The sequence below is a fragment of the Ferruginibacter albus genome, assembly GCF_020042285.1.
GTDB lineage: Bacteria > Bacteroidota > Bacteroidia > Chitinophagales > Chitinophagaceae > Ferruginibacter > Ferruginibacter albus.
The window spans coordinates 1332841-1359250 of sequence record NZ_CP083388.1; the positions used below are offsets into that span (position 1 = coordinate 1332841).

Genomic DNA, 26410 nt, shown 5'->3' on the forward strand with positions numbered 1-26410 from the left:
CATTAATAACTATTAAATTTAGCCATGTTTGTCATAAAATCATGTATATGGAACAGTTATTAATCGAAATTCAAAAACTCTCTTTGGAATTGGCAATAATAAAAAGGAAATTAGAAGAATATGAAAATGCTAGAAATTTCGATGGGTGGATATCGCGTAAGGCGTTAATGGAGTTTTTGAATTATGGAGATACGCAAATGGCTTCTTTGTTTAAAAGTGGTGAATTGGAAGTTGCAGAAATTGGAATTCGAAAGTTTATTAAAAAGGAGTCTTTTATCAAATTTTTAGAAAAGAGAGTAAGGAAATAAGGTCCTGCCTTACAAGCAGAGGGTCGGCGGTTCGACCCCGTCAACTCCCACGGCAAGGATTGAGCGGGTTAGGTCTTGCGGCACAAAAAGAGTCAGTACGGCTTTATTCTAAATCTAGGAAAATTAAGCTTGCAAAGGAGTATACCGAAATTGAGAGTGGAAAGAAGTCGAAACGTCCTGTTTTGAAGGAAGCGTTGGAATATTGTAAAGCAAATAAATTACTCTTAATAATAGCTAAATTGGACAGGCTTGGAAGAAATGTAGTTTTTATTTCAACCTTAATGGAAAGTAATGTTGAATTTGTGGCTGTCGACAATCCCGAAGCAAACCATCTTGTCTTACACATACTTGCTGCATTTGCACAGTATGAAAGAGAACAGATAAGTATCAGGACAAAAGCAGCACTTAATGCAGCAAGAAGAAGAGGAGTTAAGCTTGGAAAATTTTCAAAAATTCTTGCAAAAAGAAACAGCAAACGGTCAAGAAGCTTTGCAAAAAAGATGAAGCCAATCATTTTAAAACTAAAAAAGCAGGGCTTTACCTCCCTTCAAAAGATATCGGATGAATTGAATCGCAGGAAAATACCTACTTATAGAATTGATTCAAAGTGGCATAAAAGTACTGTTCACAATCTTTTAAATACAATTAAAAAGACAACTTGAGTATTGTTTAAATAAAGAGTGAATATCAGATTTGATAAATACTAAAAGGTTGGCAGTTAATTTTATATTGGTTTTTCTTCTTGGTTCGAAGTTCCATTATTCCCATCTAAATCATCTTGCGCATTATTTGAAGGTGTTGAATCGTTACTATCGTTAGGGTCAGCTTCTGTATTATCAATTTGTGGGTCAACATCTATTATTACTTCTTGTTTAATTTCTAAGGTATTGACACTTATTGTAACAATTTCAGAATTTTTGAGTACTACAATTTCTGTAGGTATTTTATATATATTTTCTTCTTTATCATCGGTAAACTTTCTTCTACTTGCGCCTCTTATTAGGATTGTGTCCAATAAGCCGTCTTTAGTAAGATAAAAAGAATGTATAATCCCTGAATAAATATAACAATTGCCTAGATCTGTTTTTACAACTGCATTTATTACACAGGTGTCAATTTTATTTCTATGAATGAAATTTTTAAAATCAGACAGAGAATCACTAATCTTTTGTTTAGGAGTTCTATTCAGGCTTTGTCTTCTAAGCTTCTCAGCCAGAATTTTGTCTTTTCTTTTATCAGCTCTTATTTTCTTTTCGCTCGGGTTAATGTGCTCTTTAAAAAAAATTGTTTCTCCCCTTAAAATATAATACCATTCATTCGAAAATCTAAAGCTTCTGAAATAATGGTCGAGACATACAAACCTTATGATCTTCCTGCAAAGAAATCCAAATAATCCCCCAATGATTATTAAAATAAAATTATAGGCAAGAATTGGTCCGAGGACTTTTTCAATATCGCCAAATTCTTCAATTGCATTTGTTCCACTAAATAATATTTCGCCTAAACCGGAAAAGTTGATATTAAAACCAAAAGCATGAAATTCATTTACAACAAATGCCCCTACTAATTGAATAATTAGCCCAGGAATTAAAGCCCATATAAATTCGTCAAATGAAGAAGATTTTGAAAACTTTTTTGTGAGAGGTCCGAAAATGAAAGCATTTCTAAATGCTATACCAGGAATGACGAGCAGGAATAGAAGTAGAGTACCTAACGCTATGCTCATTCATTAAAATTGAATTATCGAGTAACCAATTGGGGCGTTTCTGAGTTTTCTTTTTTTCTATTATCGACAATATCTAATCTCCCTGTATCTCTATAACGAACAAATTTAAAGTAATTTTTTTCAGAATCTGGTGCCATAGCGTAATCCATGAACTTAGACATTAAAGTCTTATCATTCATTATTTCTTTCATTCTGTTGCTATTGTTTCCTTCCATATAGTAACTCATTTAGATACTCCAAAGTTAAAACGAATATTTAGATATTTATACACAATTTAAATTCAAATTCAAACTGAGCTTTTTTTATAATAAAATCTCTATTATTAACCTATATTTTATTGATTTATTATCCAAAATAGCAAAAAAACCGAAAAATTTATAATAAAATCGATCAATTTTTATTTATTCTAATTGTTAGGCTATCTCCAAAAAGTCGCAAATCCTGACACAAATTCTTATTTGTAATGGTATTCATCGATTTTACAAGTTCATAAAATTGAGGGTATAAGGGAGCAAAGTCGGTAATTTGGCGGTCAAAATAATATTGTTTATATGCAGGTAGTAAATATCGAGGAGAACAATTAGCTTCTTTTTTTAAAGCTTCTTCATAAACTTTTTTACTCAAAAGAAAGTTAATAAAGGTTATTGCATTTCTTAATTTTTGACCAGACAAGTTTTTATTAATTGAGAGCCCATCCATCCAGCCTAGATAATCATCCGATTTATCTGATAAGGGGAATCTCATTACTGATATTTGATCTGCTTGTAGACAATTTTCTCCTTCATAGCAACCATTATTTATTTCGTCTAGGATGTTATATAAAGATTCTGAATGACCTACAAATATTCTTCCATTTCCTTTGGCAAACTGTCTTGGATAAAAAGCTTCCTTGTAATCATGAAAGTCTTTTCTTCTACCCCAATCTTTATAGGTTAAGGATTTTATTTTATTTAAAATTTTTTCAACTTCATAATCAAAGATTGAAAAATCCAAAGTTCCTGATGAATTTGCTCTATTAAAATTCTTGCAATAATTTACTTCAGCGTATAATTCTCCAAGAGTAGACTTGCCATACAAATCTATTAACAAGGATTTATTAAGGGATGAAATTTTGCCTAAGTCTTTTTTAATGTCGTCCAAATTTTTTGAATCTTTTATTTTATCTCCTTTTTTATAAAATAAAAAATTAGAACATAACCAATGGGGAACACAATAAAGGCTTTCTTCTTGAATGCCTACATTATCAGGTTCTAACCAATTACTTGTATCAATTGAATAAGTTTTAGGAAAAGGTTGGATCAAGTTTCTATCAATAAAATCTTGAAGAAGTACACAATCGAGTTCATAAATGTCTGCTGTATCATCTTTAATAATTCCATTAGCGCTATCATAATAATTGTCAGATTTTACTATAATTAGATTAATATTCGGGTTTTGCTTTTTAAAATCAGATTCTAATTCAGCATAGAATTTATCTGCATTTGGAATAAATGGATAAGCATGAAAGACTATTGTATTTTGGTTTGTTCTTTTACAAGACAAAAGAGTAATTAATCCAAAAAAAATAATTAATTGTTTCATAAATATGAATTGATTTTGATTCCATAGAGCCAAATTATACTTTAAGAAGTAATATATAGAAAATTTTTCTTTATTTCGATATTGGTCAAATTTCGGGCTCATGATCATTTTTTTCTTTGTCTTTATTCGCCCCAATCCATAAGTCGTGTTGAATTGGGAAATCAACCCAACATTCTTATATATTATTGACCCCTATAAAAGTTTGGAAATTGATATGGAGGAATTGTTCAAAGATTTTCAAGTGAAGTAGGTTATAAAAAGAACTTAAATTTTCTTGTTCAAATTCAACTTATTCCTATTATAAATCAAATTTCTTTTAATCATTTTTTGAATTTGATCATCTGTGAAGCCCAATATTTTTAAATAAGAACATTCAAATATCATTTTAAGCACTGCGATAAAATATGGATATTCCTCAGAAGTAATTGCCGCCTCTTCAGAATTCTTATGATTGTGGGCTAAATAGTTCCTATGCTTGGTTACTTTGCGGACAAAATCATCTTTATCATTAATATACGTGTCAAATAATATTCCTCCCTTTTGAATTAAATCTCTCAGCCTTGAAGCAAAAGAAGGGTTCGAAAAATGGCTCAAACACTCATTTAATCTTTGTTCGAATTCAGGTGAAAAATTTTCTTTGATTGCTTTTTTCTTTTCTGTTTTGAATTTTTCATTTTCTTCTCTGGTATACAGATTAAAATCAAAGTATGTATTGTGAAGCGTTTCAACTGCAAAAACCATATTTAGGAATAATTGGATACGGAAGGAAAGTTTAAATAGGCTAATTGCATGTATAAAGCTGACACGCTTTTATTTAATTCTTCGTTTTCAAGCCATGATTGAAATAATTTTGGAAGATTATCTTTTATCTCTTCATAATTTAATAAAACTTCGTAAGGTCTGATTTCCTCACCAATAGACTTAGCCTGTTGTTTAAATAAGACTACAAATTCCACCATCTTATCTTTATCATCTCTTGTAAATAAATTAATAGATTCAAAAGAAATCACGGGAAAGGAAAGGAAGGTAAAAAAATCTCTTATGTAGTTTATTTTGTCCAATGCATCCGAAAATATAAGCCCTTCCTTGAATTTGACATTTAGTGCTATTTTCTGCCGCAATGTAATTTCTTCACCACCCAAACCACTAAACCCCTTTGCAAAAAAGAAATAGGCATTTATTTTTTCATTGTCGATTACCTCAACAGTCTTATCATTTTTAAAATCGAAATTAATATAAGATTTGGCGAAGTCAGATTGAACGAACTGGTTTGATTCACCAAAGAAACTGTGAAAGAAATTTGTTGTGAAATTAAAAGTATTAATTCCCATCTGATCAATAGCCATATAGCCTCTATGGTTTACTAAAACATAGTCAGGTTGTAATTCTGTATAAACCCAATTATTAGAGCCCAGTTCATTACCAAAAGAATTCACAATACTATAATGATGCCCTTCTCGACCGACTCCATAAATGAAAGGGATGGTAAATCCAGTCTTAGAATTTAAGATACTTCTATTACCAAAAAAGCTACCTTCAATAGTTAATTGCAATCCTTTGTATTTTTTAAATGATAACTCACCAAAAAATTCTTCAACATCTTCTGGGTATTCAACAGGTAGCCACCACTTACCTTTAATCGTAAAATCTTCTATTAAATTCATAGGTCTTAGTTTTTAAATTTTCTTATGGATTAGATTTCAGGTTCAAAATTATCTTTCTCTTTATCCTTATTTGGAGTCTCCTCCTTTATTGGATTTCTAGCTGACTTTTGGAAATCAAATCGAGCATCTATGTCATCAATTGTTTTTGAATGGCTGGGGGCTTCATGGGGAAGCGCATTTTTATCAAGAAATTTTTTAAATATTTTTTCAGACGTAAGCTCAAACTCGATATGTTCAAAAATTTGAGCCTTAATATTTTCAGGAAAATTTTCAATCTCAATTTTACATGACTTTCTCATGCTTTCAATTGATTTGTCGATTTTATCGACCTCCTGTTGATAGGTCACATTGTTAAATAATTTTGTTCCTGAAGGGGTAAAGTCTAAAGTAAGATTTCCTATTTCTCTCAGTTTAATTTTATCCTTTTCAAGCTTTAAAATATCCTTTTGAGTTTGCTCCAGTTTATCCTCAACGAATTGAGGTAAAGAGATTTTGTTTTCCATTTCGGGGTTGAGTTTTTTTTCGCTTTATGCTAAAATATGAAAAAAAAGAGGTGTTGAATAATGGAAACACAGCAAATAAAAGCTTGTAACAGAAATGAAAATTTATCGGATAAATATTTAATGTATTCCGATCACGCCAGACATATCGTGAAAACAATTCTTGGCTTCACACCTAATTACAAGGTGCTGGCTCAATTTGAACCGCAAATAAGGGAAATCTTCAGGGTGCATGTAGAAGGCAAAATTACACATGCCCAATATGTTGATCTTGCCTATGATTATTGTGTTGAGCTTCGCAATCGATCGATGGAATACCACGGTTGGCACAAGGAGGAACATACGAGCGAACTGCTAGAAAGATACGCAACAGAACGGATGCCATTTATTTCAATTGCAAGAGAAAGATTTAAAAGGTTTCTTGATTATTATCCCGACGTGAAATTTTCTCTTATTCCTGAATTAGTAATGCGAGAAATGTTTTCAACTTACGATTTCTTATATCTAGAAAGAGAAATTATCAATATAGATTATTGGCTACTTTCGCATATCAAATATCATGAAGTTTATGATAGAGAAGGAAAAGAAGCTGCAGATCAATCACCTCTTATAAAGGGCTATTTAATTGCCCAAAAGAAAATTTAATTTTTGAAAACGTTCTTTGGGTCTATCAACAAAATTGAATGAAGATAGCCATTGTCTGTTACAGCTTTGATATACACTTCCGGCTGATTAAATTTTGGATTGGAAATTTCAAGATCAGCAAAAAGTTTTCCGTCTTTAATTGTCGTGTTTGCGTATCCTGCTACTTGCCAATATAATCCATCATGAAAACATACTGTAACTCTTGGATATACGCTTTTATCTTCTGTGTTGAGGTTCTTAATAAACTCATTTTTTAAAGTGACCATAAAAATTTAATTTGGTTAGTGTCTTAAAGATACGATTTTAACGCTTTGAGGTAAGTTTCTGTTGTTTTAAGACTAGAATGACCAAGCATTGCGCTTATTGCAACTAATGGAACTTGTTGGAACATTGCTTGGGTCGCAAAAGAATGACGGCTTACATAACTTGTAAGGTTTTGTTCGATACCGCAAAGTTTAGCAACAATCGTCAAGAGCGTGACAAACTTTTTCAATTAGGTCACCATGTTTTACAAACAACGGTATTAGCAGAAAAAGGTTATAAAAGCTATGATAAACTTCCAGACTTTACCTTGACGAAAAATTCAATTAGAAGCATTGAATCGGCTTATCATGTTTCCGAAAATACATCGACGATTCTGAAAATTGAAAATTTGGCTAATATTCAAGACTATTTTTTAGAAAACAAAATACCATTTGACAGGGTTTTTGATCTTAGATATAAGAAAAATATTAAGGAATATAGGAAATGGATAAATTCTCTTTCAATAAGTACGGACACAAAGCAAATAACAAAAGAGTATTTAGACGAAGTTGCAGGGAAGAATAAATTTTTTGAAAGTACCGGAGGAAAATTTATTCGAAATATTGCAATGCTTGGCGTAGGAACTGGTTTAGGAGCAACACTCGCTGGCATTGGTGGTGCAGCAGCGGGAGTAGTTGTGGGGAAAGCTGCAGAATTAGGATTGTCATTATTAGATACTTATGTATTGGATGGAATGTTGAAAGGTTGGAATCCTAGAATGTTTGTTGATGAAATAAAAGATGAAGTAAGTGGGGAAGCAACTTTAAATTCTAAATAATGGCTGCTAACATTGGGTTTTATACAAGTTGGGCGTGACCGGCAAATATCAGCCAATTGCAAATCCAGGCAACGATTCGGGCTGGACAAACAACTTTGAGCTTTAGTTTTTAATTTCAATATCAGTTTGTCAATCGGCAGCGGTTGTAGGCGGACGAATAACAATTCCCAACCTGCATAAAGCGCTGCTCGTTAGCGGTCAGGCAATAGGCGAACCACTAACCTTAACATAAAAAAATAAAAGTATAGTGTTGAATCATCTGAAATATTGTCTAAAAGAAATTATTATTGTTAAAAAAATTATTGAAATTGAAAATTCTAATTTCTTCAAAAGAAGTCTTGCTCGTTTCGTTGCTTTAAGGACAGATGATTTTATAAAATTAGCATTTTCAATAAACAAAGCGACAATTAACCAACAACTAATAAAAAACGACTTAAACGCTTTTCAAGACTTATATAAAACTCATTTTAAAACGCAACGAGATAAATTTGGTGCACATTTTCAAGAATTGGATTTTGGTTCTCGTCTAGAATTTTGGAGTCAAATTGATTACGATAAATCAAGTTTTTTTTCGTCAATCCCTATAGATATATATAACAAGTTTAATTCGCTCTCGGACTACGAAACATCTGAAATTTTATTTGGAGAAATATCAGACGAATTAAAAGAAAAAATCAAACAACTGAATTCCGAATTGGACATTGAGAAATACCCTAATTTCTCTTCCGACATTTTATCTTTAACAAGATATAATTCAGGAGGCCTAATTCCTTGTTCCAATCTACAAGTTAAAGCAGGTGTTTTAAAATCGCTTGAAATAATCATAGAGTATTCAATTGAATTGTATAAAGTTTGTTTAGTCAATGATTCTATTTCAGATATACTAAAAAAAATCATAATTACAGATGTTGTAAGTTATTGCGATAACTTTATTACAAGAACTGATGTAGCAGCAGGAGCAAAACAAGAGGAAGACGGATTGGATAAAATTCTTGATGGAACAGATTTCACAACTGCAAAAAATATAATCACCGATTTTTTATCAAGCTATAAGTTTGAAGAAAAATTAAATAAAATCCGTAATATTAGAAATAATTCTTGTGGACATGTTGATTCAAGCACTTCTATTACCTCATTGAAAACTGATTTAGATTCCTTAAGTTTTGAAGAAATAGAATCTTTTTATAGTCAATTAAAAAAGACATTCAAGAAAATATGCGGTGAAGAATTAGTTTTCAGAACATTTTGTTTAGAACCAAAAGACAGAATGTATGGCGTTCAAAAATTAGTAGGAATGCCTGTAAAACCATTTGACGAGGATTTAGTTCCCGAAACTGAATTTGATCCATTGGACGTAGATGATGTAACCAACTACAAATTTTATTTCGCCCTACTTGACGACAAAGACAGGCACGAAGAAGCCAGACATTATTTTTGGGACTGTTTTTCTCGCTCCAAGTTAGTAGAACACATAAGATATGAATCAGTTAATGGTTTATATAGAAGTTATGATTCTATTGATTATAGAGAAGCTCATAAATATTTCTACGAACTTCTAAGTTCAACCACAGAATTAGTTCAAGACAAAATAAAAGTAATACAATTATTTTTACAATGTAAGTCAGGCTACCCTAACACAATTTTGTATATTCTATTAAAAACTTATGACGGAAATAAAAACAATAGCTCTTTAAACCTTCAATACATCTATTCTTTTGGAGAACTATGCTCAACGATTGATGAAAAAGTCATTCACATTTTAAGGCGAAATTTAGACCAATCAGAGTTCTATAAATACTATCACGCTTTACTGAGCATTTACAAAATAGACATTAAGTCTCGTCAACACTTAACCCTTGATGTCAACTCAGAAGAAAGTACGTTATCAAAATTTATTAAAGAAGAAATTACTAAGTCTAATCTATTTCTGAAAGTAATAGTATCATTAGCATTCACAAGTGAACTTCAAATTTCCATTGGTAGTTTTTATTTAAAGGCATTAAAGGCGTTGTATTTGGATTATTATAGTGACGTATTTCAAAAATCAATTGTAGATTTTTTAAAACCAATCACAAAAGGCGAAAAAGACAAAAAAGACATAAATGAAATAATTAGACTTTTTGGCTTGCTTCGTTACTCTACATCACTTGCAGTTTTAGGCGATTTTTTAGTTAAAAAGAATCACAAATATGACGCTCAACAATTCAGAGCCTTATTGTATGAAGGCATTGTAAAATACGCATACAATGACAATACTGAATTACATAATTTCGGTGTTATATGCTATCAAATGAACGATATTGATTTAGCGGTTATGGTTTCTGAAAGCTTGGTGGACAAAAATCCTTCTGATTTAACCTATTACTATTTCTTACTTTCAATTTATTTGAGGAACATCAAGTACAAAGACAAATTCATAAAGACAAAAGAAAAAATACTTAAGGACTTCAAAATGGACGAAGAAGATAAGACTAAATTTGAAGTGCTAAACTATGAAGAATAATGCCCGGACCGCTAACGTGGGGTTTTATGTAAGTTGGGCAAGACATTGTAACATCAGCTAATTGCAAATCCAACTGTGGTTCGGGCTGTACAAACAACTTTGAGATTTAGTTCTTAAATTCAATTTTATAATTTCAATCAGCAGCGGTTATTGGCAGACGGAATGCTATTCCCAACCTGTAAAAGCCCTGCTCGTTAACTGCAATTGCGACAATCCCAACCATGGCGAGGTTAAAAAGTATGACAGACAAAGAGCAATATTTTTATTCACAAATAGGATTGATAACTGTAGAATTTTCAAATCTTGAAAATCATATCCGTGAGTTAATAGGATTGCTGATTAATTCTGATGATGAATTCATCAATCTATTATTGACTGAAGATAATGGCATTTATCAGAACTTAAAATTGTTGGTGAAACTTTCGAGGTATCGTCACATCGAAGAAGATAAAATACAACTTCTTCACAATACCATAGACAAACTTAGGATTAATAGGAATCTTTTCATTCATGGTTTATGGAGCAAATTTGAAGAAAATGGACAAATGACATTTGTATGCGAGGTCAAGAAAATAGAATTTAAGAAAGGCAAATATGGTGTCACTACATACATGAATAAGTTTTTCGATTTCAAAATTGAAGACTTTGAAAAAGAAATAGGTCAAATAAGAGATTGTTTAAACATTATTAAACCTCTTATAGATGAAGTCGAAAATCAAGTATAAAACTCCAGCTAGTATTGCATTGGCATTAGCGGCAAGCAAACAGCGACACCACAAAATTGAAAATTCCCATGCTATTATTTGACGAAAAGGAAAGAACACTTCAAGGTCCTGCGGGCTATAATGCGGACACATATACTTACTATAACGATAGTGCAAGGATTGACATGGCTTGTGTGCGCAATCAAATTGAAACATGGTTTGCTTTATATCCAGAACATGAAAAGGAAGAATTGAAATCAAGATTTAAAGCGACTTTCAATTTTGCTTTTTATGAGTTATTCATTTTTGCTCTTTTCACGGAATTGGGTTATTCTCTAGAAGTGCATCCTGAAATTGTGGGAACAACTAAACGCCCGGATTATTTTGCAAAAAATGATATGCGTAGCTTCTATATTGAAGTTAAGTGCTTGACAATGCTTACTCAAACTGAACAATCTTTAGAGAGAAGGAAAAATGCAGTATTAGACGTCATCAACAAAATAGATGCTTCCAACTTTTTATTGAAATTGGAGGAAATTTTTTTTAAAGAAAGTAGCCAGCCAAGTGGCAAAGAAATTATTCGCTTTTTCAACACTCATATATCTTCTTACAATCCCGATGACTATACTGAAAGCCTTATGAAACAAGGCTTTGATGGAATGCCAGAAATAATTTACGAAGATAATAAGGTTCTCATTAAGGCCAAACTTTTACCAAAATCTCCTGCTCATAGAGGTACAAAAAGTCGCTCAATCGGAACTCATCCTTCTGTGACACAAATTGGGAATGATAGTGAAGACATAAAAGATTCACTTGAAACTAAGGCAACTCGGTATGGACATTTGAATGCTCCTTACATTATTTGCTTAAACAAGCAAGGTGTCGGACTTGATGTTATAGAAGTTCAAGAAGCCCTCTACGGTTCATTACAAGTTACATGGTCGGACAACCCCGACAATCGGAATGAAAAAACTGAATTTGCAGGTAATGGTTTTTTTGGTTCAGAACAAAATCCAAAATTTACAAGAGTTTCAGGTGTGTATGTTACGAATGCAAATACAGCAAATTTAGCAACAACTGGCGAGCATGTTTTCAGACACAACCCATTTGCTAAATTCCCATTAGACTTTAAAATTGACAAGTCAATTAAGGAATTACTTCACATTGGAGAGAATTATCCATTTCCATGAGAAAATTGACAGCCACTAACATGGGGTTTGTTGCAAGTGTAGCGGGACGTTATTAGCCTTCGGCGGCAGTTCGCTGTTTGGCTTTAGTCCGAGCTTGACGGAATGCCATTTTGCTTGTGGTTTTAAACCTGTACTTTTAGTTCATCGAATCAGCAGCGACTTCGGGCAGATGGAATAGTAATGGCACACCTGCAGCAAGCGCTGTTCGTTGTGCGTCATGCTTTGGCGACAGTGCTAACTTGAACCGACATGCAGAAACTAACACAAGACATACACTAACAGACAATGGCGAAACAAAAATTTTATGTGGTATGGAAAGGACGACAGACAGGAGTTTTTGAAACCTGGGACGACTGTAAAGCACAAACCGACAAGTTTCCAAAAGCGGTTTACAAATCTTTCAAGACAAGACAATTAGCAGAACAAGCTTTCAAAGACGAGTGGTGGGATTACATAGGCAAACATATTTTTGAAAGCGACCTTACAGACGAGCAACTCAAACTAATTGGTAAGCCGATTGAGGAAAGTATTTCAGTTGACGGAGCATGGAACACTTCAACTGGTGTTGTAGAATATCAAGGAGTTCACACCACAACCAAAGAAGTAATTTTTAAAATAGGCCCGTTTGAGGACGGCACAAATAACATTGTTGAGTTTTTAGGGATTGTTCATGCACTTGCCCATTGTAAAAAGAATAGTATCAAACTTCCAATTTATTCAGACAGCAGAAATGCTATTGGTTGGGTTCGTAACAAAGAAGCAAGAACAAATCATGCCCGCAGCGATAGAAATACAAAACTTTTTGAACTGCTTGACAGAGCAATAAAATGGCTCAAAGAAAACGAGTATGAGAACGAAATTTTAAAATGGGAGACAAGGGCATGGGGTGAAAACCCTGCTGATTTTGGAAGAAAGTAACTATTAAATTTTATCTTGCTGACATAATTTAAATATGCAACCCACAGAGACTAAAACAAATTTAAGTTCGCTTAACGACAAGCAACGAGAAGCAGTTATCAGTGAAGACAAGCGACTTTTGGTTTTAGCAGGCGCAGGTTCTGGAAAGACGAAAACACTTTTGCAAAAACTTATTTACTTAATTGAGGAAAAAGGTATAAGCCCTTCAAGTATACTTGCAATCACTTTCACAAAAAACGCAACAAACGAAATGATTGACCGCTTAATCATTTCAGCTGACCAAACAGGAGAATATGAAAAACTTCTTTTTGACAAACGATTAAGCAAAACGGACAAGGATAAAGAAAGATTTCAACAACAGAGAAAATATAAATGGATCGATGGTTTAACCGTCAGAACATTTCACAGTTTCTGTTACAGCATACTTCGCAACTACGGAGTAAATGAGTTTGACAATAAGTTTCGAATAATCGGAGATGAAAAGAAAGATGAAGAAGATGAACTTTCAAAGCATGTAGCACCTGAAACAGTTTTTGAAGTAGTTCATAAACTTTTGATTGAACAATGTGAGGGCACAGAATATTTGCTTCGACTCAAACGCTATATTTTAGATTACATCATTGATAAAATACACCTCAAGAAAACAGATGGAAAGTATTTGCCGAAAGACGGCAAATACTTCACAACCCTTGATGGCACTAAAGTTCGTTCAAAGTCCGAACAGTTTATTGCTGATTGGTTTTACAGGCACAGCATTAAATATGAGTATGAACCTTTACTGAATGTAAAAGATTTTGATTTTCATCCCGACTTCTACATCCCCGATGCAAACCTTTACATTGAGCACGTAAGTGATAAAAGTTTTTCAACCAAAGACAAGGAAGAACAATTTCAAAAAGGTAACTTACTGTTAGTGAAAACTTATGAAAGCATGACAAAGGATTCTGCTTTATTCAATCACACTCTAGACAAGGTTGTAAAGAATCGTTTGCCTTCAAATTATCACAGAACAATTGCACTCACATACAAAGAGGAGTTCAATAGTTACCATGAAGATGTAAAAGATTTTGTTACACAAATCATGCGTATCACCGACATGATAAAAGTTGAGAACATTGACTTTGATTTGGTTTTAGAAAACGCAAGGAAAGACCAACATGAAAGGGTTCGGAATTATTATGAGCTGGCAATTCCAATCGTAAAAAAATATGTTCATTACTGCACTGACAAATCTTATCTTGATTTCAACGACCTGATTTCACGAAGCACTTCCCTGTTTCAGAATCATGAGGACATAGCAAACAAATACAAAAGCAAATACCAATACATTTTGGTTGACGAGTTTCAGGATGTAAATAACTTGCAGGTTGATTTAATAAAACTTTTGCTCACAGACCAAACCCAACTCTTTTGTGTTGGTGATGATTGGCAAAGCATTTATGGTTTCAGAGGTTCTAATGTGAGTTACATAGTTGACTTTGAAAACCACTTTGCAAATTCAAAGATTATCAAACTCAATTTGAATTATCGCAGTACACAAAATATTGTTGGCGCAAGTAACGAAGTAATTAAACACAACAAATTCAAGGTTGAAAAAGACATTCAAGCATCAAAAAAATCAGAACATAAAATTGTTGTTTATTCAGGCAGTACCCAAGACGAAAACATTCAGTTTTGCTTTGACAAAGTGAAAGAATTGTTAGAGGATGGGTTGTCTAACGATGATATTTTATTCCTCTACCGTAGAAGCAAAATGTATTCGCCTTACTTCTTTCGTTTCAAAAATGAGGGAATAAGAGTTCAATCAAAAACAATTCATGCGGCGAAAGGGCTTGAAGCTAAAGTTGTTTTCATAATCGGTTTGACAGAGGGCAATGGAGGTTTTCCTGACATTTGGTTAGAAGATAGAATTTTTCAAGTCATCAAAAAGGCAAATCACGATTTGCTTATGGAAGAAGAAAGGCGATTATTCTATGTTGCAATCACCAGAGCCAAAGACAAACTCTTTCTTATCACTGAAAAAGGTAATGAATCAAGTTTCTTAAAGGAAATTCCTGAAACGTTTACAGTTAAAACAAGTATTCCAATTAAGTCAGTTGTTGAGAAAGTAATTACTTGCCAAAAGTGTTATAGTCAACTTGAAAAACTTTGGATGGCTTGCCCTTACTGTGGCGAAAAAGTTAATGGGCAGACAGAGTAGCACGAACGCATAACATGGGGCTTGCCAAAATGGGCGCAGACGGAAGCCGTGTTTCAACTTTTGTTTTTCAATTTGGCTTTATATCCAGCTTGACGTTAGTAATTTAGCTTTAGAATATGTCATCAACTTTTTATCTTTATCCAGCAGCAGTTAGTCAGGGCAAAAGGAATTCTATTGTCCCCACTTCAGCAAGCCCTGCTGTTGGCAGCAATTATATGGGAGATTTCTACATTCATTGCTTCATTAAGTTTGGAAGCAAACGACAATTACGGACCTATTTGAAAACGGTACAATTTATTACAATCCTGTGCAGTATTTCAAAACACTCGAAGACAAATTTCGTGGCGACAATTATGAAGGAGCAAGTTACATTCACAACTTGCCATCAGGACAATTCAAAGTTTCAATTGCAGGCAAACTAATCGATAGAGAATTCAACTATTTGAATTTACATTTGAAAGAGTCTTACGAAAAGACACTTGGAAATATTTTAGCCTATATTGTTTATCATCCAAAATACTGCGCGGTGACAAAACTGTACTTATTGACAAACGAATGAAAGACTTTGGCGACACAGTATTATTAATAAAAGACAATCCAAAGTTTTTAAGCTTAATTGAAAAGGCATTAGAAAAGAAAAGATTAAAATATTTTCACGAACTGGTACAATATTATGACAAACGGATTTATATGGGCAAAGTTGACGTTTTTAACAAAGCCTCTGAATATGCATATCAAAACGAGTTTAGAATTTATATAAGACGAAAAAGCGATGAGTCTTTAAAGATTCACATTGGAAGTCTCAAAGACATTGCAGAAATATATCCAGCGAACGAGTTTATTGACACATTTGAAGCAACTGAAAAGAATAACTGCTAACTCCATTACATTGGCGTTATGCTGGCGTACAGATTAATAAATAAATCAATTTTTGTAAAAATTTTGTGCCCGTGACAAGCACTTTTACGCATATGCTTTGTAGGCATAAGTTTTTTTATTGAGTATTTAATTGGAACTCACGCTGAGTTTATATTTTATCAAATAACCACATAACATTTATTTAATTTACCTACTATTTGCATACAATACATATTATATTGTTCACAGACACATTCGAATTAAATATATGCTAACCTTTGGAAATAGGTTAAAATCCAAATCCAAAAGTACTTCCTTCTCCTATTATGCTCTTAACCTTGGCAAAGCAAAAAGCAACATCAAAAAGCTGCTTTGGCAGAGTGAAAACCATAAACATTTTGAAGAAATAATGGAAGAAAAAACCATTACCTGCACAGTTGCGCAATATCCAAGCATTGCACAAAAGCCTCCTAAAATGTTGGATTTTTAAATAGTTTCATATGAACCATTTGTCTTTTTTGTTTCCATCCAACAAAAACAAAACAGATCATTAATACAACTGCCCTGCCTAATCGAAATAATATTTGATGATCCCCAATCTATGCTGTTGCTGTCAATCAAAGCTCATACAAGAAGAAAAAGCCCGGGACTAAAAGTTATTAAAAACATCAAATTTTCTAGCCCCAGGTCTTTGGACACTTAGAAATCATTAGCACAAAGCCATACTGTATTTAATGTTAGTATCCAGCATTCCGACTACCGTTTAAATATAGATTCTATTATTTAACTCTTCTGGTTATATTTATTTGAAGGACAATACGTCCTTTTTTATTTTATAAATTATAATCTTAAAAACACATGAACAACCTACAAAGCGCTAGTAAAGATTTTCTTAATTATTGCCAATTTGAAAAAGGACTTAATGCAAAAACGATAAAGGCTTATAAAATAGATTTAAATCAACTAATATCTTTTTGTACTTCTAAAAATTATACAATTGGATTGAACTGTATTACTAAAATGGAGTTACGAAGTTTTCTTGAGTCAATTTCGTCATTAAAACCGAAAACTATAAAAAGAAAGATAGCTACCATAAAATCATTGTTTAATTTTTTAGAATTTGATGATAAAATATTATCCAATCCTTTTCGAAAAATGAAAATAAGAATTAAAGAACCTAGAACTCTTCCTAAAGTCATGAATATTGTTGAAATAAAGAGTATTTTGAAAACTGTCTACACGAAGTTGGAGTATATAAAGAATAGAAATAGTTACTCCTATTTAGAAGCTATAAGAAACATTGTTTTAGTCGAAATGTTATTTGCTACTGGAGCAAGAGTATCTGAGATTGCAGATTTAAAGACTAATAATATCAATCTTTCTAATGGCTCTGTATTGATAAAAGGAAAAGGGAATAAAGAGCGAATGGTTCAAGTGTGTAATAAAGAAACTCTTCATATTTTAAAATTATATGCCCAATTAAAAAAACAAAACCTTCTTAAAGGGAACGATTACTTCTTAGTTAATCGTTTGGGAAATAAAATTTCTGATCAATCTATTAGAAATGTAATTAAGAATATAAGTAAAGAATCCGGTCTTCTAAAGAATGTAACACCACATATTTTTCGTCATTCATTTGCTACTCTCTTGCTCGAGAAAGATGTAGACATTAAATATATTCAATTATTACTTGGGCACAGTTCTATTATGACAACTCAAATTTATACTCATGTAAATCAGCAAAAGCAAAGACAATTGCTAAAAACCAAACATCCGCGTAAAGACATTTTAATGAAAAATTTTCTGGTAATGAATGAGTGATAACTAATTATTATCAATGGATTCAATAAATCAAGATGAGGTCGCAAAAAAATACAATTCTATAGATTTAATTTGGGATGAAAACGATAAATGGCATTGGTATACACACGAGGTGATTAGCAAGTTTATTACAATAAATATACAAAATCTTAATGCTGAAAACTTAAATATCTTAAATGCAGGTTCAGCAGGAAATAATTACAATATTCCTGATGATCACATGTTTCATATTGATATAGCTGAAGATAAAATATTTAATATCAAAAATGCAATTATTGCAAGTATTGAGAATATTCCTTTGGGCAATGAATTTTTTGATATGATTATATGCGTAGGAAGTGTATTAAATTATTGCGATCCAATTAAAGCTATTCAAGAATTTGGTAGGGTTATAAAATATGATGGCAGATTAATTATAGAATTTGAAAATAGTTATACGCTTGAATTAATCGGAAAAAAAGGTTTCAACAAAAAGGCCGTACTCACTGATACATTTTATAATCATAAACCTGAAAAACTATGGTTTTTTTCAGAAAATTTTATTCGAGAGATATTGGAAGAAAATGGTTTTGCTATTCTTTCTTTTAAGAGATTTCACATGTTGTCACCCTTAATATATAGAATCACAAAAAATGAAAAATTTTCTTCTTGGTTTTCAATTTTTGATTCTTTTATTTCTTATTTGCCATCCGTTAAGAAATTTAGCTCTAATGTCATTCTCTTAGTGCAAAAAAGGTAGAGTATTTTCTATTTTTTCATTTTGTTAATAACACTTTCTATTATACTCGTTATCGACTTTGTTTTGCTCTCTCTAATAAATAACAAAATAAATAAAAGTGAAAAAGTAGACACTAAAACAATGTATAATTGTGCATTTACATCTATTCCATACTTGTTTTTAACAATGGTATGTATTATTCCAAAAGAGACTAGAAGGATTATGAAAAGAATAACAACCGCAAGCATCTTCGCAAATTTTTCATAAGACTTCTGCCCTGATGTAGACGCAGTAGAAGTATAGATATTCGTATATCCGTTGATCTGGATTATATCTTTCTTCTTTAGATTTTCTTCAGATTTTTCTTTAAGCTTTATAAGCGAACTACCATATTTGGCCCTTTCCTTTTCATCTAAAAAAGCATCATACCATCTTTTATAATGATTAAAATAAATTGTGTCTAAGAATAAGAAAAAAGTTTCCTTTTTAATAGTTTTTATTTCATTGAGGGTATATAGCATTAATACAGACTGCAGCTCGCTTTCATAATTAATTTTCCCTAATCTAGGATGATAGTAATTCGTTTTTATTACTCCGAAACCAGTCATTTTGAGTAGACGGATTAAATTTCTTGTTGCATTAGTAGGCTCTTTATTGTCATCAAATCCTCCAACTTCAGCTAATATGTAATCAAATTGAAAATTTTTCATTACCAAATAATCTCTTATCTCTTCAACGAATTCAAAAAAAGTATTGTTTTTTCTAAACTCTCTAAGTATAACAATATAATCTACAAAAATTATCTTTTGCTCAATGAAATAAGCTATTTGAGCAAAACCAACAAGGTCATTATTTAAATACAGTCCAAAGATTATAAATTGATCATTGAATTTTTGAGGATACTTATCCAACCAATAAATTATTTCTCGAGTATCAGTCCTTAAAAAGGGTTCAATATTCTGAGAATACATATTAAGAGCCTTAGTTAAGTCTCCATCATTTGAGTTTTTAAAACGTTTTAATTCATACAGTACACCCATTGATAATAATTAGTTATCCTTTATTAATGAAATATAGTAAACTTTTTTTAAAATATAAGAAATCTATATGTATCTAGAGTTTGTGAACAACCATTTCCAACTGTTTTCTTAAAAAAGCTATTTCTTCTTTATGTTGTTTAATTGCTTCATTTTTGTCTGATTGGGGGAAGAGAGTTGTAGTTAAACTTGCATTTCTGTGTTTAGTAGTCTCTATATCTAAAATGTCTGCTGCGTTTACATTTAATAATAATGCGATCTGGAATATTTTTATAACACTGACTTCTGATATTCCTCTTTCAATATTTCTGTAAGCTGTGTGTGTAAGGTTAAGAAAGGATGCTATTTCTTTTATACTTTTTTTCTTTTGATGACGGATATATTCAATGTTTTCTCCTATTTGTTTTTTTAGAGAACTAACATTAACGGATAACTGTTTTTTAGCTGGCATGGATATTTTGTATGTAAGGGTTACAAAATAGATTTATGGCTCGAAAGGGCTAAAATAAAGAATTTAGTAAATATGAATATAAAGGATTGAATATTTATTTTCATGCAATCGATGCCAGAATTAACGCATAGTAATTTTACTATGTTTCGATAGTTTAACTATTAAATTGCAATTATAACTATTAAAGTTCGAGTTAAAATATAAAAAATAGGCAAGACTTTTTTTATAAAAAGTCTTGCCTATAGTGCATTTCAAATATTTATTTGTTAAAAAGCGGTTAAGCTCCTTCCTGTTTTATCCATTTGATTGTACAAATAAAACTTCCATTTTTGTGTTGCTTTTTTAAACATCGCTTTCGCCAATATCTTTTAAAAATCTTCTGCTTTTTACCATTTGTGATTAATGTCTATAGTCTGCAATAACAATATTGTAAGCCTATCTTTTATTGATAAACATTACCAGAATCTAATTATGCACTTATCCCTTAGGCGCATTGCTTTGTGCGCTCTGCTGCTATTGAACTTGTATGCCAAAGCGCAAACAATTAGCACGATCGCCGGCACCGGTGTAGATGATTATAGCGGTGACGGAAGTAGTGCCACTTCTGCTACCTTATTCGGACCAACCGGCATCTGTACAGATACTACCGGCAACATTTACATCGCTGATAACGCTAATCATGTAATAAGAAAGATCAACACTTCCGGTACTATCACTACCATCGCTGGTAATAATAAGCCGGGTTATTTTGGCGATAATGAGTCTGCTACTTCAGCTGAGCTTAACTTCCCTTATCGTTTATGCATAGATGGAATTGGTAACATCTATTTCTCCGATCAGCAAAACAGCGTCATCCGCAGGATAGATGCAAATGGTATCATTACCACTATTGCAGGCAATGGTACTAAAGGTTTTTCAGGAGATGGGGGCTTAGCTACAGAAGCACAGTTAAATGATCCGTTGGGTATTGCAATAGATTCGATAGGTGATTTGTATATCGCCGAAGGATATAATCAACGCATCCGGAAAATTAATACTTCAGGGGTTATTACTACCATAGCCGGCAATGGAGATAGAGGATATGCAGGTGATGGTAATGCCGCTATCCAGGCTGAACTGAATGCCCCAACAGGAATAGCTGTTGATAATTCAGGTAATATATATTTTACAGAAGAGCTCAATAACGATGTAAGAAAAATAGATACTTCGGGTATCATAACTACTGTTGCAGGTAATCAGACCAAAGGCTATTCAGGTGATGGCTCCCTTGCTACTAATGCCCAACTTAATGCACCGCTTGGCATAAGCATAGATGCTAATAACAATCTATACATAACAGACGCTTCCAATTTTGTTGTAAGAAAAATAACCACAGACGGGATCATCACTACCATAGCCGGTACAGGCAATCAAAGTAATTCTTTAACAGGTAACGGTCAGGCTATACAGATCAATCTGGGTAGTCCTAACGGGATTGCTGTTGATGCAACCGGAAATGTGTATGTGACAGATGCCGGACAAAATGTAATCAGGAAAATAAGTAATCAATAAAAATAAACACTCAAACTAACTGACATGGGTAAACGTATTTTATCAGCAGTGCCAAAAAAATATCTAAGCATAGGTTTTGCATTGTTCTGCCTGTTTTGTAATCAAAGGGGGTATTCTCAGTCCCAGCAAAATATTGGGTTCTCTCCATATATGGATGGGGGAGCAGAAGGTCAACCTATTACAGGAGGAGCGGCTACTTTTTTAGTTACTCCATCATACTACTATACAGTAAATAATTCTAATGCTTCTGTTGCATTTAATGCAGCAGGAGGGCGATCTGGACCAAAATACCTGACATGGGTATCTGTTGCAAGCAGCAACAGTAATGGATTTTACACTCCATCAGACAATGCGTCTGCTATTCAGAATAATACCAGCTATGTAGTACAGTTCTATTATAAATTTGGTGGTTCCAGTGGCATCTCTTTTAGAGTAGCAGCTTCACCTGACGGAACTAATTTTGGTTCTAATGTTTCTACTTCATCACTTAGTTCAACAAGTAGCTGGACAAAAGTCAATGTTGTAGTTACATCCGGTTCGACAAGTGCATCCAGCCCTAACGGATTATTACGTTTTACACCAAGTAGCACTTTTAGTACAGCGTATGCCATTGATGATATCGTAATGTACCCGGGAAGTTCAGTAGATAATTCTGCTCCTGATAATCCTTCTGCTCCAACTATTGCTGCTGCCGCTAACAATTCATTGTCTTTACAGTGGACAGCTGCTAGTAATGTTGATGGTGGTGGTTATATGGTTATCAGGTACACAGCAGATCCCTCTTCTTCATCGGCTCCTAACGTGAATGGTATTTATGCAGTAGGTAACACGATCGGCAGCGGAACTGTTGCTTATATCGGTACAGGGACATCGTTTACTGATAATGGATTAAACTCAAATATGCAATACTATTACCGGATTTATTCGGTAGATAAGGCCTTCAATTACGGAAGCACACCTGCAACAATAAATACAACCACTACGAATGATGGTGCGTTTAAAAATCTCACAGTAACCAATAAAACATTACTGGCAACATTAGGAGATGGTGTTGGAATCGGAGGTGTAACAAATCCTACTGAAAAATTAGAAGTAAGCGGTAACATTAAAGCTACAGGTTTAGTTATCCCAACTGATGCAGCTTTAGGTAGAGTTTTAGTTAGTGATGAGCATGGGAAAGCGACTTGGCAAGAACGACCTGTAGGAGGAAGTAGTGATGTTTGGACTATTGCTACCAATAATGTTGATGCGTGTAATTCTAATACTGGAAATACAGGCGTAGGGACTTGCTCTCCACTTGCAAAGCTTCACATTTATGGAGATTTATTAGCATCTACTAATGTAACCTCTTTACCAAATCCTTCCGATGGGTTGACAGCTAAAAGTTTGTTATGGTGGAATCCGACAAAGGAATCTTTTAGAGTTGGAGGAATTTCAACTGATGCCTGGGATGTTGCCAATATAGGGCCAAATTCATTTGCTGCAGGATGGAATACAATAGCATATGGAGAGAATTCAACATCACTTGGCGCTCAAAATGCTGCTACAGGTTATACATCTTTTTCTGCAGGAGATAATAACACGGCTTCTGGTGATGTATCAACGACATTCGGTGTCCACAATACGGCTTCAGGAATTATTTCCTTTGCTATGGGGCAAGAGACAATATCTTCTGGTTATGCTTCTTTGTCAATAGGGGAGCTTTCAAATGCATCAGGTGATTTATCTTTTGCTGGTGGGGCTTCGTCTAGTGCTACGGGTACTTCATCATTTGCATTCGGTTCTTTAGCGCAATCAATGGGGCTCGCTTCTGTTGCAATAGGGGAGCATTCCACAGCTTCTGCAGATGCTTCTTTTGCTTTAGGCATAGGAACTACTGCTGCGACATTTGCTTCTGTTGCATTAGGTTCAAACAATTTAGGTTTACCTGGTAGTACAACAGAATGGGTGAGTACAGATCCTTTATTGGAAATTGGTAATGGCGACCCTCGGGGAGACGCTTCTAATGCGTTAACAATACTTAAAAATGGAAGTATTGGAATTGCCACTTCAACTCCTAATACTAATACTAAGCTTGATATTAATGGTAATGCTAACATCACGGGTAAAGTGGCAATAGGATCTCCAATGAAGTGGGAGTTATTGACCGATAATGCCAAAAATTATTATTTGGCTGTCAATGGAGATGCAATTTTTCAAAAAGCAAAAGTGCAATTATTTGGTGAATGGTCTGACTTCGTTTTCAATGATAATTATAAGTTATTATCGATCTCAGATGTTGAAAAATTTATTAAGAAAAACAAACATCTCCCTGATGTTCCTTCTGCAGCAGAAGTTAAAAAAGATGGTATTGATTTAGGAAGCAATCAAGCTATTTTATTGCAGAAAATAGAAGAACTCACTTTATATATGATCGATCAAAATAAAAAGATAGATGCGCAAACAATTCGGATTAAAGAATTGGAAGAGAAAAACAATCAGATAAACAATTTACAAAAAGAAGTGGAAGAATTAAAAAGAGCGATTCAGTTAAAATAGGCTGTCCATTAGATTAGTTAATCTATGAAATGTATTAGGCAAATATTGTTATTTCCAATTGTATTCATTTCGTTGATTAGTTATGCCCAGAAGAGTAATTATGATAAATCTGAAGTGAAAAAAATAGATGATACACTCGAAGCTATATCCGGCATTTGTAAAAACGGTATTCTTATAAGAAATAAAAAAACAATAGGTGTTGTAAAAGCAAAAGATCAAATGGAAAGCAAAATTCCTTTCATACAACTTGGAGGTAATATTACCTATTACTATAATTATCGTAGCTATATAGATACACCTATAGCTCAACACGATATGATGCAACATATTGTTCAAACGTACATGAACGGGATGGTTGCAGGAGAATATCCTTTCCGGGCGACATTTACTTATAGAGGTTCTAACTCTCCTTTTTTTAGTAATACTTCGGATGTAAGCATTCAATATAGGCAGTCTGATATGATTTCAAAAATCAAATCGAATTATTTAGAAGAAATAGATTCTACATGGAAAAAAAATAATTGGTTTTTGGAAAACCCTGCCAAAAAATTTGAGTTCGATCGCTCGGGTATAAAAGATACATCAATAAAATTTGCTTATACACGCATTCGGGATCAAAAGCTATATAAAAAATTTGACAGTCTATATTCTGTTTATGAAAATAAAAGAATGCAGTTAGAAAATCTAAAAAGTAAATCTATAAAAGAAGATCCTTTACAAGCTATTGTTGAAGCAAAAGAGAAAGAATTGTACGGTAAAGCAAAGGAAAAAACTGATTCTATTTCTACTAATATCCAAAACAAATTAACAAAAAAGACTAAGAATTTTAAACTCAATAAGCAACTTTCTTTCGATACATCTTTAATAATATCAGACTCATCTTTAAATATTTCCGCTGATTCTCTAGCTAAAAAAATAAAAAGGACACAGGATACAATAGCCAAACTTCAAAAAGAAGTTAAAGATGTCGAAAACAACATATTGAAATTTCAAAAAAAGTTTAATGACTCAATAATATTAGTGAAAAAGGAAATCAATCAAATTAATAATGCGGATGCTCTAAAAGAATATATTAATAATGTAGATACTTTTCCCCAAAAACATTTCACAAAAACTCAGACCTTTTTATTATCAGTCAATCAAATTGGTATTGGTAGAAGCTGGATCAATTATTCGGAATTGACAGTAAAGAATATTTCTTTGAACGGATTTAATATTGAAATGAATCCAGGTAACTTTTATTTCGCCGCTGCCACTGGGAGTGTTAACAGCCAGTTTAGAGGACTTATTTTAAACAATCATACTGCAATTAATCAATATGTAAACTTATTTCGCATTGGAATAGGGAAGAGGGAAAAGAATAATGTGATTCTGACAGTTTACAATGGTAGAAAATCATTGCTTAATACTACAGGAATAGCGGACTCATCAACTACACAAGCTATTGCTGGGGCTTCGGTACAAACAACTTTTTATGTTGAAAAACGCACAAGTATTTCTGCTGAGTTTGCAAGATCTTCCTATTCGAATGCATATAATCCACAACAAATGGATAAAGCATTGTTTAACCGTGTGATGGATTTTAAAATGCATTCAAATGAGGCATGGAGTATAAAATTTAAAGGTATTTATCCTTCTACCAACACTAAAGTAGAAGGGTATTATAATAGAATAGGCGAAGCCTTTCAGTCCTTTACTTTATATACACCTAACACTAAACAGGATGCTTGGTCGTTAAGAGTTAATCAATCCCTGTTAAAAAATAAACTATTGGTTGATGTGGCAATAAGAAAAAATGATTTTAATAGTCCGCTCACTGCCCCTGGATATTCTAATGCAGCAGTGTTTAAATCATTGCAAGTATCACTTGCAGTCCCTCATTATCCTCTTGTTTCTTTAGGATATTATCCGACCTCTCAATTGTTTACTGCAAATAATAACACTGTTTACCAAAGTTGGTATAATACATTTAATGCAATCGTAAGCCATGTTTATAAAGCAGGTAATATTAGCATGAGCACAAGTGTGGTCTATACAAAATTTTATAACTCACAATCTGATACCTCATTTATTTATTTTAATGCAAGTAGCTTCAATTTAACGCATAGCATATTTCTTTCTACATTAACTATAGATTCTAAGCTAACCTACACAGATCAGCAGGATATTCGATTATTTACAGTGGAGCCTGTAGTCACTTATCAATATAAAAAATTACTTACAATATCGTCAAGTTTTAAATGGTCGAGGTTAAATGGAAAAGAAACATTGTGGGGAGGAACTGCAGGATTAAGCATTAACGTAAAAAAAATCGGAGTAATCCAATTACACTATGATAAGGTGCATTTACCGGCATACAATCGAAAACTAATTCCGGTAGATATGGGCAGGGCAACCTATATACGAGAATTTTAAA

Annotated in this window: 26 protein-coding genes and 1 tRNA gene; 17 read left to right on the forward strand and 10 right to left on the reverse strand. The window is 32.9% G+C overall.

The annotated features are described in order from the left end of the window. The first annotated feature begins 47 nt into the window (after window positions 1-47). The 3 genes from K9M53_RS05920 to K9M53_RS05930 all read left to right on the forward strand — a co-directional run bounded on the left by K9M53_RS05920 (window position 48) and on the right by K9M53_RS05930 (window position 970). Window positions 48-308 (forward strand): hypothetical protein, encoded by a 261-nt coding sequence (locus K9M53_RS05920; RefSeq protein WP_224018704.1) that lies wholly within the window; start codon window positions 48-50, stop codon window positions 306-308. Beyond that, a tRNA-Ser gene (locus K9M53_RS05925) sits at window positions 293-358 on the forward strand. Before K9M53_RS05920 ends, K9M53_RS05925 begins: the two co-directional genes overlap by 16 nt. Before the next feature lie 9 nt (window positions 359-367). Continuing rightward, window positions 368-970, forward strand: coding sequence for a recombinase family protein (locus K9M53_RS05930; RefSeq protein WP_224018705.1), 603 nt, complete (start codon window positions 368-370; stop codon window positions 968-970). 62 nt (window positions 971-1032) lie between these two features. Here K9M53_RS05930 and K9M53_RS05935 read toward each other — a convergent pair whose 3' ends face one another. The 6 genes from K9M53_RS05935 to K9M53_RS05955 all read right to left on the reverse strand — a co-directional run bounded on the left by K9M53_RS05935 (window position 1033) and on the right by K9M53_RS05955 (window position 5782). Continuing rightward, window positions 1033-2034, reverse strand: a complete 1002-nt coding sequence (locus K9M53_RS05935) for a hypothetical protein (RefSeq protein WP_224018706.1) — start codon at window positions 2032-2034, stop codon at window positions 1033-1035. A gap of 14 nt (window positions 2035-2048) precedes the next feature. After that, entirely contained in the window at window positions 2049-2249 is a 201-nt protein-coding gene (locus tag K9M53_RS05940; RefSeq protein WP_224018707.1) for a hypothetical protein, read from the reverse strand. A 175-nt stretch (window positions 2250-2424) separates the two neighbouring features. Continuing rightward, on the reverse strand, window positions 2425-3615 hold the full coding sequence (locus K9M53_RS05945) for a type 2 periplasmic-binding domain-containing protein (RefSeq protein ID WP_224018708.1): 1191 nt from the start codon (window positions 3613-3615) through the stop codon (window positions 2425-2427). A gap of 264 nt (window positions 3616-3879) precedes the next feature. After that, a complete protein-coding gene (locus tag K9M53_RS16090; protein WP_255580792.1) occupies window positions 3880-4356 on the reverse strand; it encodes a HEPN domain-containing protein in 477 nt (158 codons plus the stop codon). Between the two features lie 2 nt (window positions 4357-4358). Next, window positions 4359-5279 (reverse strand): ApeA N-terminal domain 1-containing protein, encoded by a 921-nt coding sequence (locus tag K9M53_RS05950; RefSeq protein ID WP_255580793.1) that lies wholly within the window; start codon window positions 5277-5279, stop codon window positions 4359-4361. Window positions 5280-5308: 29 nt separating this feature from the next. After that, a complete protein-coding gene (locus K9M53_RS05955; RefSeq protein ID WP_224018709.1) occupies window positions 5309-5782 on the reverse strand; it encodes a hypothetical protein in 474 nt (157 codons plus the stop codon). Window positions 5783-5842: 60 nt separating this feature from the next. On the opposite strand from K9M53_RS05955, the gene K9M53_RS05960 reads away from it, so the two are divergent. Further along, window positions 5843-6424 carry a hypothetical protein gene (locus K9M53_RS05960; protein ID WP_224018710.1) on the forward strand — a complete coding sequence of 194 codons (582 nt, stop codon included), beginning with the start codon at window positions 5843-5845 and terminating at the stop codon, window positions 6422-6424. Here the strand turns inward: K9M53_RS05960 and K9M53_RS05965 are convergent. Then, entirely contained in the window at window positions 6421-6690 is a 270-nt protein-coding gene (locus K9M53_RS05965) for a hypothetical protein (RefSeq protein WP_224018711.1), read from the reverse strand. The two genes, K9M53_RS05960 and K9M53_RS05965, sit on opposite strands and share 4 nt — an antisense overlap. A gap of 23 nt (window positions 6691-6713) precedes the next feature. After that, window positions 6714-6917 carry a tyrosine-type recombinase/integrase gene (locus K9M53_RS16195; protein WP_224018712.1) on the reverse strand — a complete coding sequence of 68 codons (204 nt, stop codon included), beginning with the start codon at window positions 6915-6917 and terminating at the stop codon, window positions 6714-6716. Here K9M53_RS16195 and K9M53_RS05975 point away from each other — a divergent pair. The 10 genes from K9M53_RS05975 to K9M53_RS06020 all read left to right on the forward strand — a co-directional run bounded on the left by K9M53_RS05975 (window position 6861) and on the right by K9M53_RS06020 (window position 18438). After that, window positions 6861-7505 (forward strand): hypothetical protein, encoded by a 645-nt coding sequence (locus tag K9M53_RS05975; RefSeq protein ID WP_224019188.1) that lies wholly within the window; start codon window positions 6861-6863, stop codon window positions 7503-7505. The two genes, K9M53_RS16195 and K9M53_RS05975, sit on opposite strands and share 57 nt — an antisense overlap. Window positions 7506-7755: 250 nt before the next feature. After that, a complete protein-coding gene (locus K9M53_RS05980; RefSeq protein WP_224018713.1) occupies window positions 7756-10008 on the forward strand; it encodes a hypothetical protein in 2253 nt (750 codons plus the stop codon). 239 nt (window positions 10009-10247) lie between these two features. Next, window positions 10248-10733, forward strand: a complete 486-nt coding sequence (locus K9M53_RS05985; RefSeq protein WP_224018714.1) for a hypothetical protein — start codon at window positions 10248-10250, stop codon at window positions 10731-10733. 68 nt (window positions 10734-10801) lie between these two features. After that, window positions 10802-11902, forward strand: a complete 1101-nt coding sequence (locus K9M53_RS05990; RefSeq protein WP_224018715.1) for a hypothetical protein — start codon at window positions 10802-10804, stop codon at window positions 11900-11902. A gap of 285 nt (window positions 11903-12187) precedes the next feature. Continuing rightward, window positions 12188-12820: a ribonuclease H1 domain-containing protein gene (locus tag K9M53_RS05995; protein WP_224018716.1), complete on the forward strand. Its 633-nt coding sequence runs from the start codon at window positions 12188-12190 to the stop codon at window positions 12818-12820. A 34-nt stretch (window positions 12821-12854) separates the two neighbouring features. Further along, window positions 12855-15020 (forward strand): ATP-dependent helicase, encoded by a 2166-nt coding sequence (locus K9M53_RS06000; RefSeq protein WP_224018717.1) that lies wholly within the window; start codon window positions 12855-12857, stop codon window positions 15018-15020. A 555-nt stretch (window positions 15021-15575) separates the two neighbouring features. After that, a complete protein-coding gene (locus K9M53_RS06005; RefSeq protein WP_224018718.1) occupies window positions 15576-15899 on the forward strand; it encodes a hypothetical protein in 324 nt (107 codons plus the stop codon). 247 nt (window positions 15900-16146) lie between these two features. Next, window positions 16147-16368: a hypothetical protein gene (locus K9M53_RS06010; protein WP_224018719.1), complete on the forward strand. Its 222-nt coding sequence runs from the start codon at window positions 16147-16149 to the stop codon at window positions 16366-16368. A gap of 368 nt (window positions 16369-16736) precedes the next feature. Continuing rightward, complete coding sequence (locus K9M53_RS06015) at window positions 16737-17699, forward strand: tyrosine-type recombinase/integrase (protein WP_224018720.1); 963 nt, start codon at window positions 16737-16739, stop codon at window positions 17697-17699. A gap of 16 nt (window positions 17700-17715) precedes the next feature. Further along, complete coding sequence (locus tag K9M53_RS06020; protein ID WP_224018721.1) at window positions 17716-18438, forward strand: class I SAM-dependent methyltransferase; 723 nt, start codon at window positions 17716-17718, stop codon at window positions 18436-18438. 8 nt (window positions 18439-18446) lie between these two features. Here K9M53_RS06020 and K9M53_RS06025 read toward each other — a convergent pair whose 3' ends face one another. Then, window positions 18447-19457, reverse strand: a complete 1011-nt coding sequence (locus tag K9M53_RS06025; RefSeq protein WP_224018722.1) for a hypothetical protein — start codon at window positions 19455-19457, stop codon at window positions 18447-18449. Between the two features lie 73 nt (window positions 19458-19530). Next, on the reverse strand, window positions 19531-19905 hold the full coding sequence (locus K9M53_RS06030) for a helix-turn-helix domain-containing protein (protein ID WP_224018723.1): 375 nt from the start codon (window positions 19903-19905) through the stop codon (window positions 19531-19533). 471 nt (window positions 19906-20376) lie between these two features. Between K9M53_RS06030 and K9M53_RS06035 the strand changes: the two genes are divergently transcribed. From K9M53_RS06035 to K9M53_RS06045, 3 genes are read left to right on the forward strand one after another with little or no spacing between them, the layout of a single operon-like run. After that, the gene (locus tag K9M53_RS06035) at window positions 20377-21456 is read left to right on the forward strand and encodes an NHL repeat-containing protein (RefSeq protein ID WP_224018724.1); all 1080 of its coding nucleotides are present in this window, start codon (window positions 20377-20379) and stop codon (window positions 21454-21456) included. A 24-nt stretch (window positions 21457-21480) separates the two neighbouring features. Continuing rightward, window positions 21481-23994, forward strand: coding sequence for a hypothetical protein (locus K9M53_RS06040; RefSeq protein ID WP_224018725.1), 2514 nt, complete (start codon window positions 21481-21483; stop codon window positions 23992-23994). A gap of 45 nt (window positions 23995-24039) precedes the next feature. After that, window positions 24040-26409: a hypothetical protein gene (locus K9M53_RS06045; RefSeq protein WP_224018726.1), complete on the forward strand. Its 2370-nt coding sequence runs from the start codon at window positions 24040-24042 to the stop codon at window positions 26407-26409. Window position 26410 lies beyond the last annotated feature (1 nt).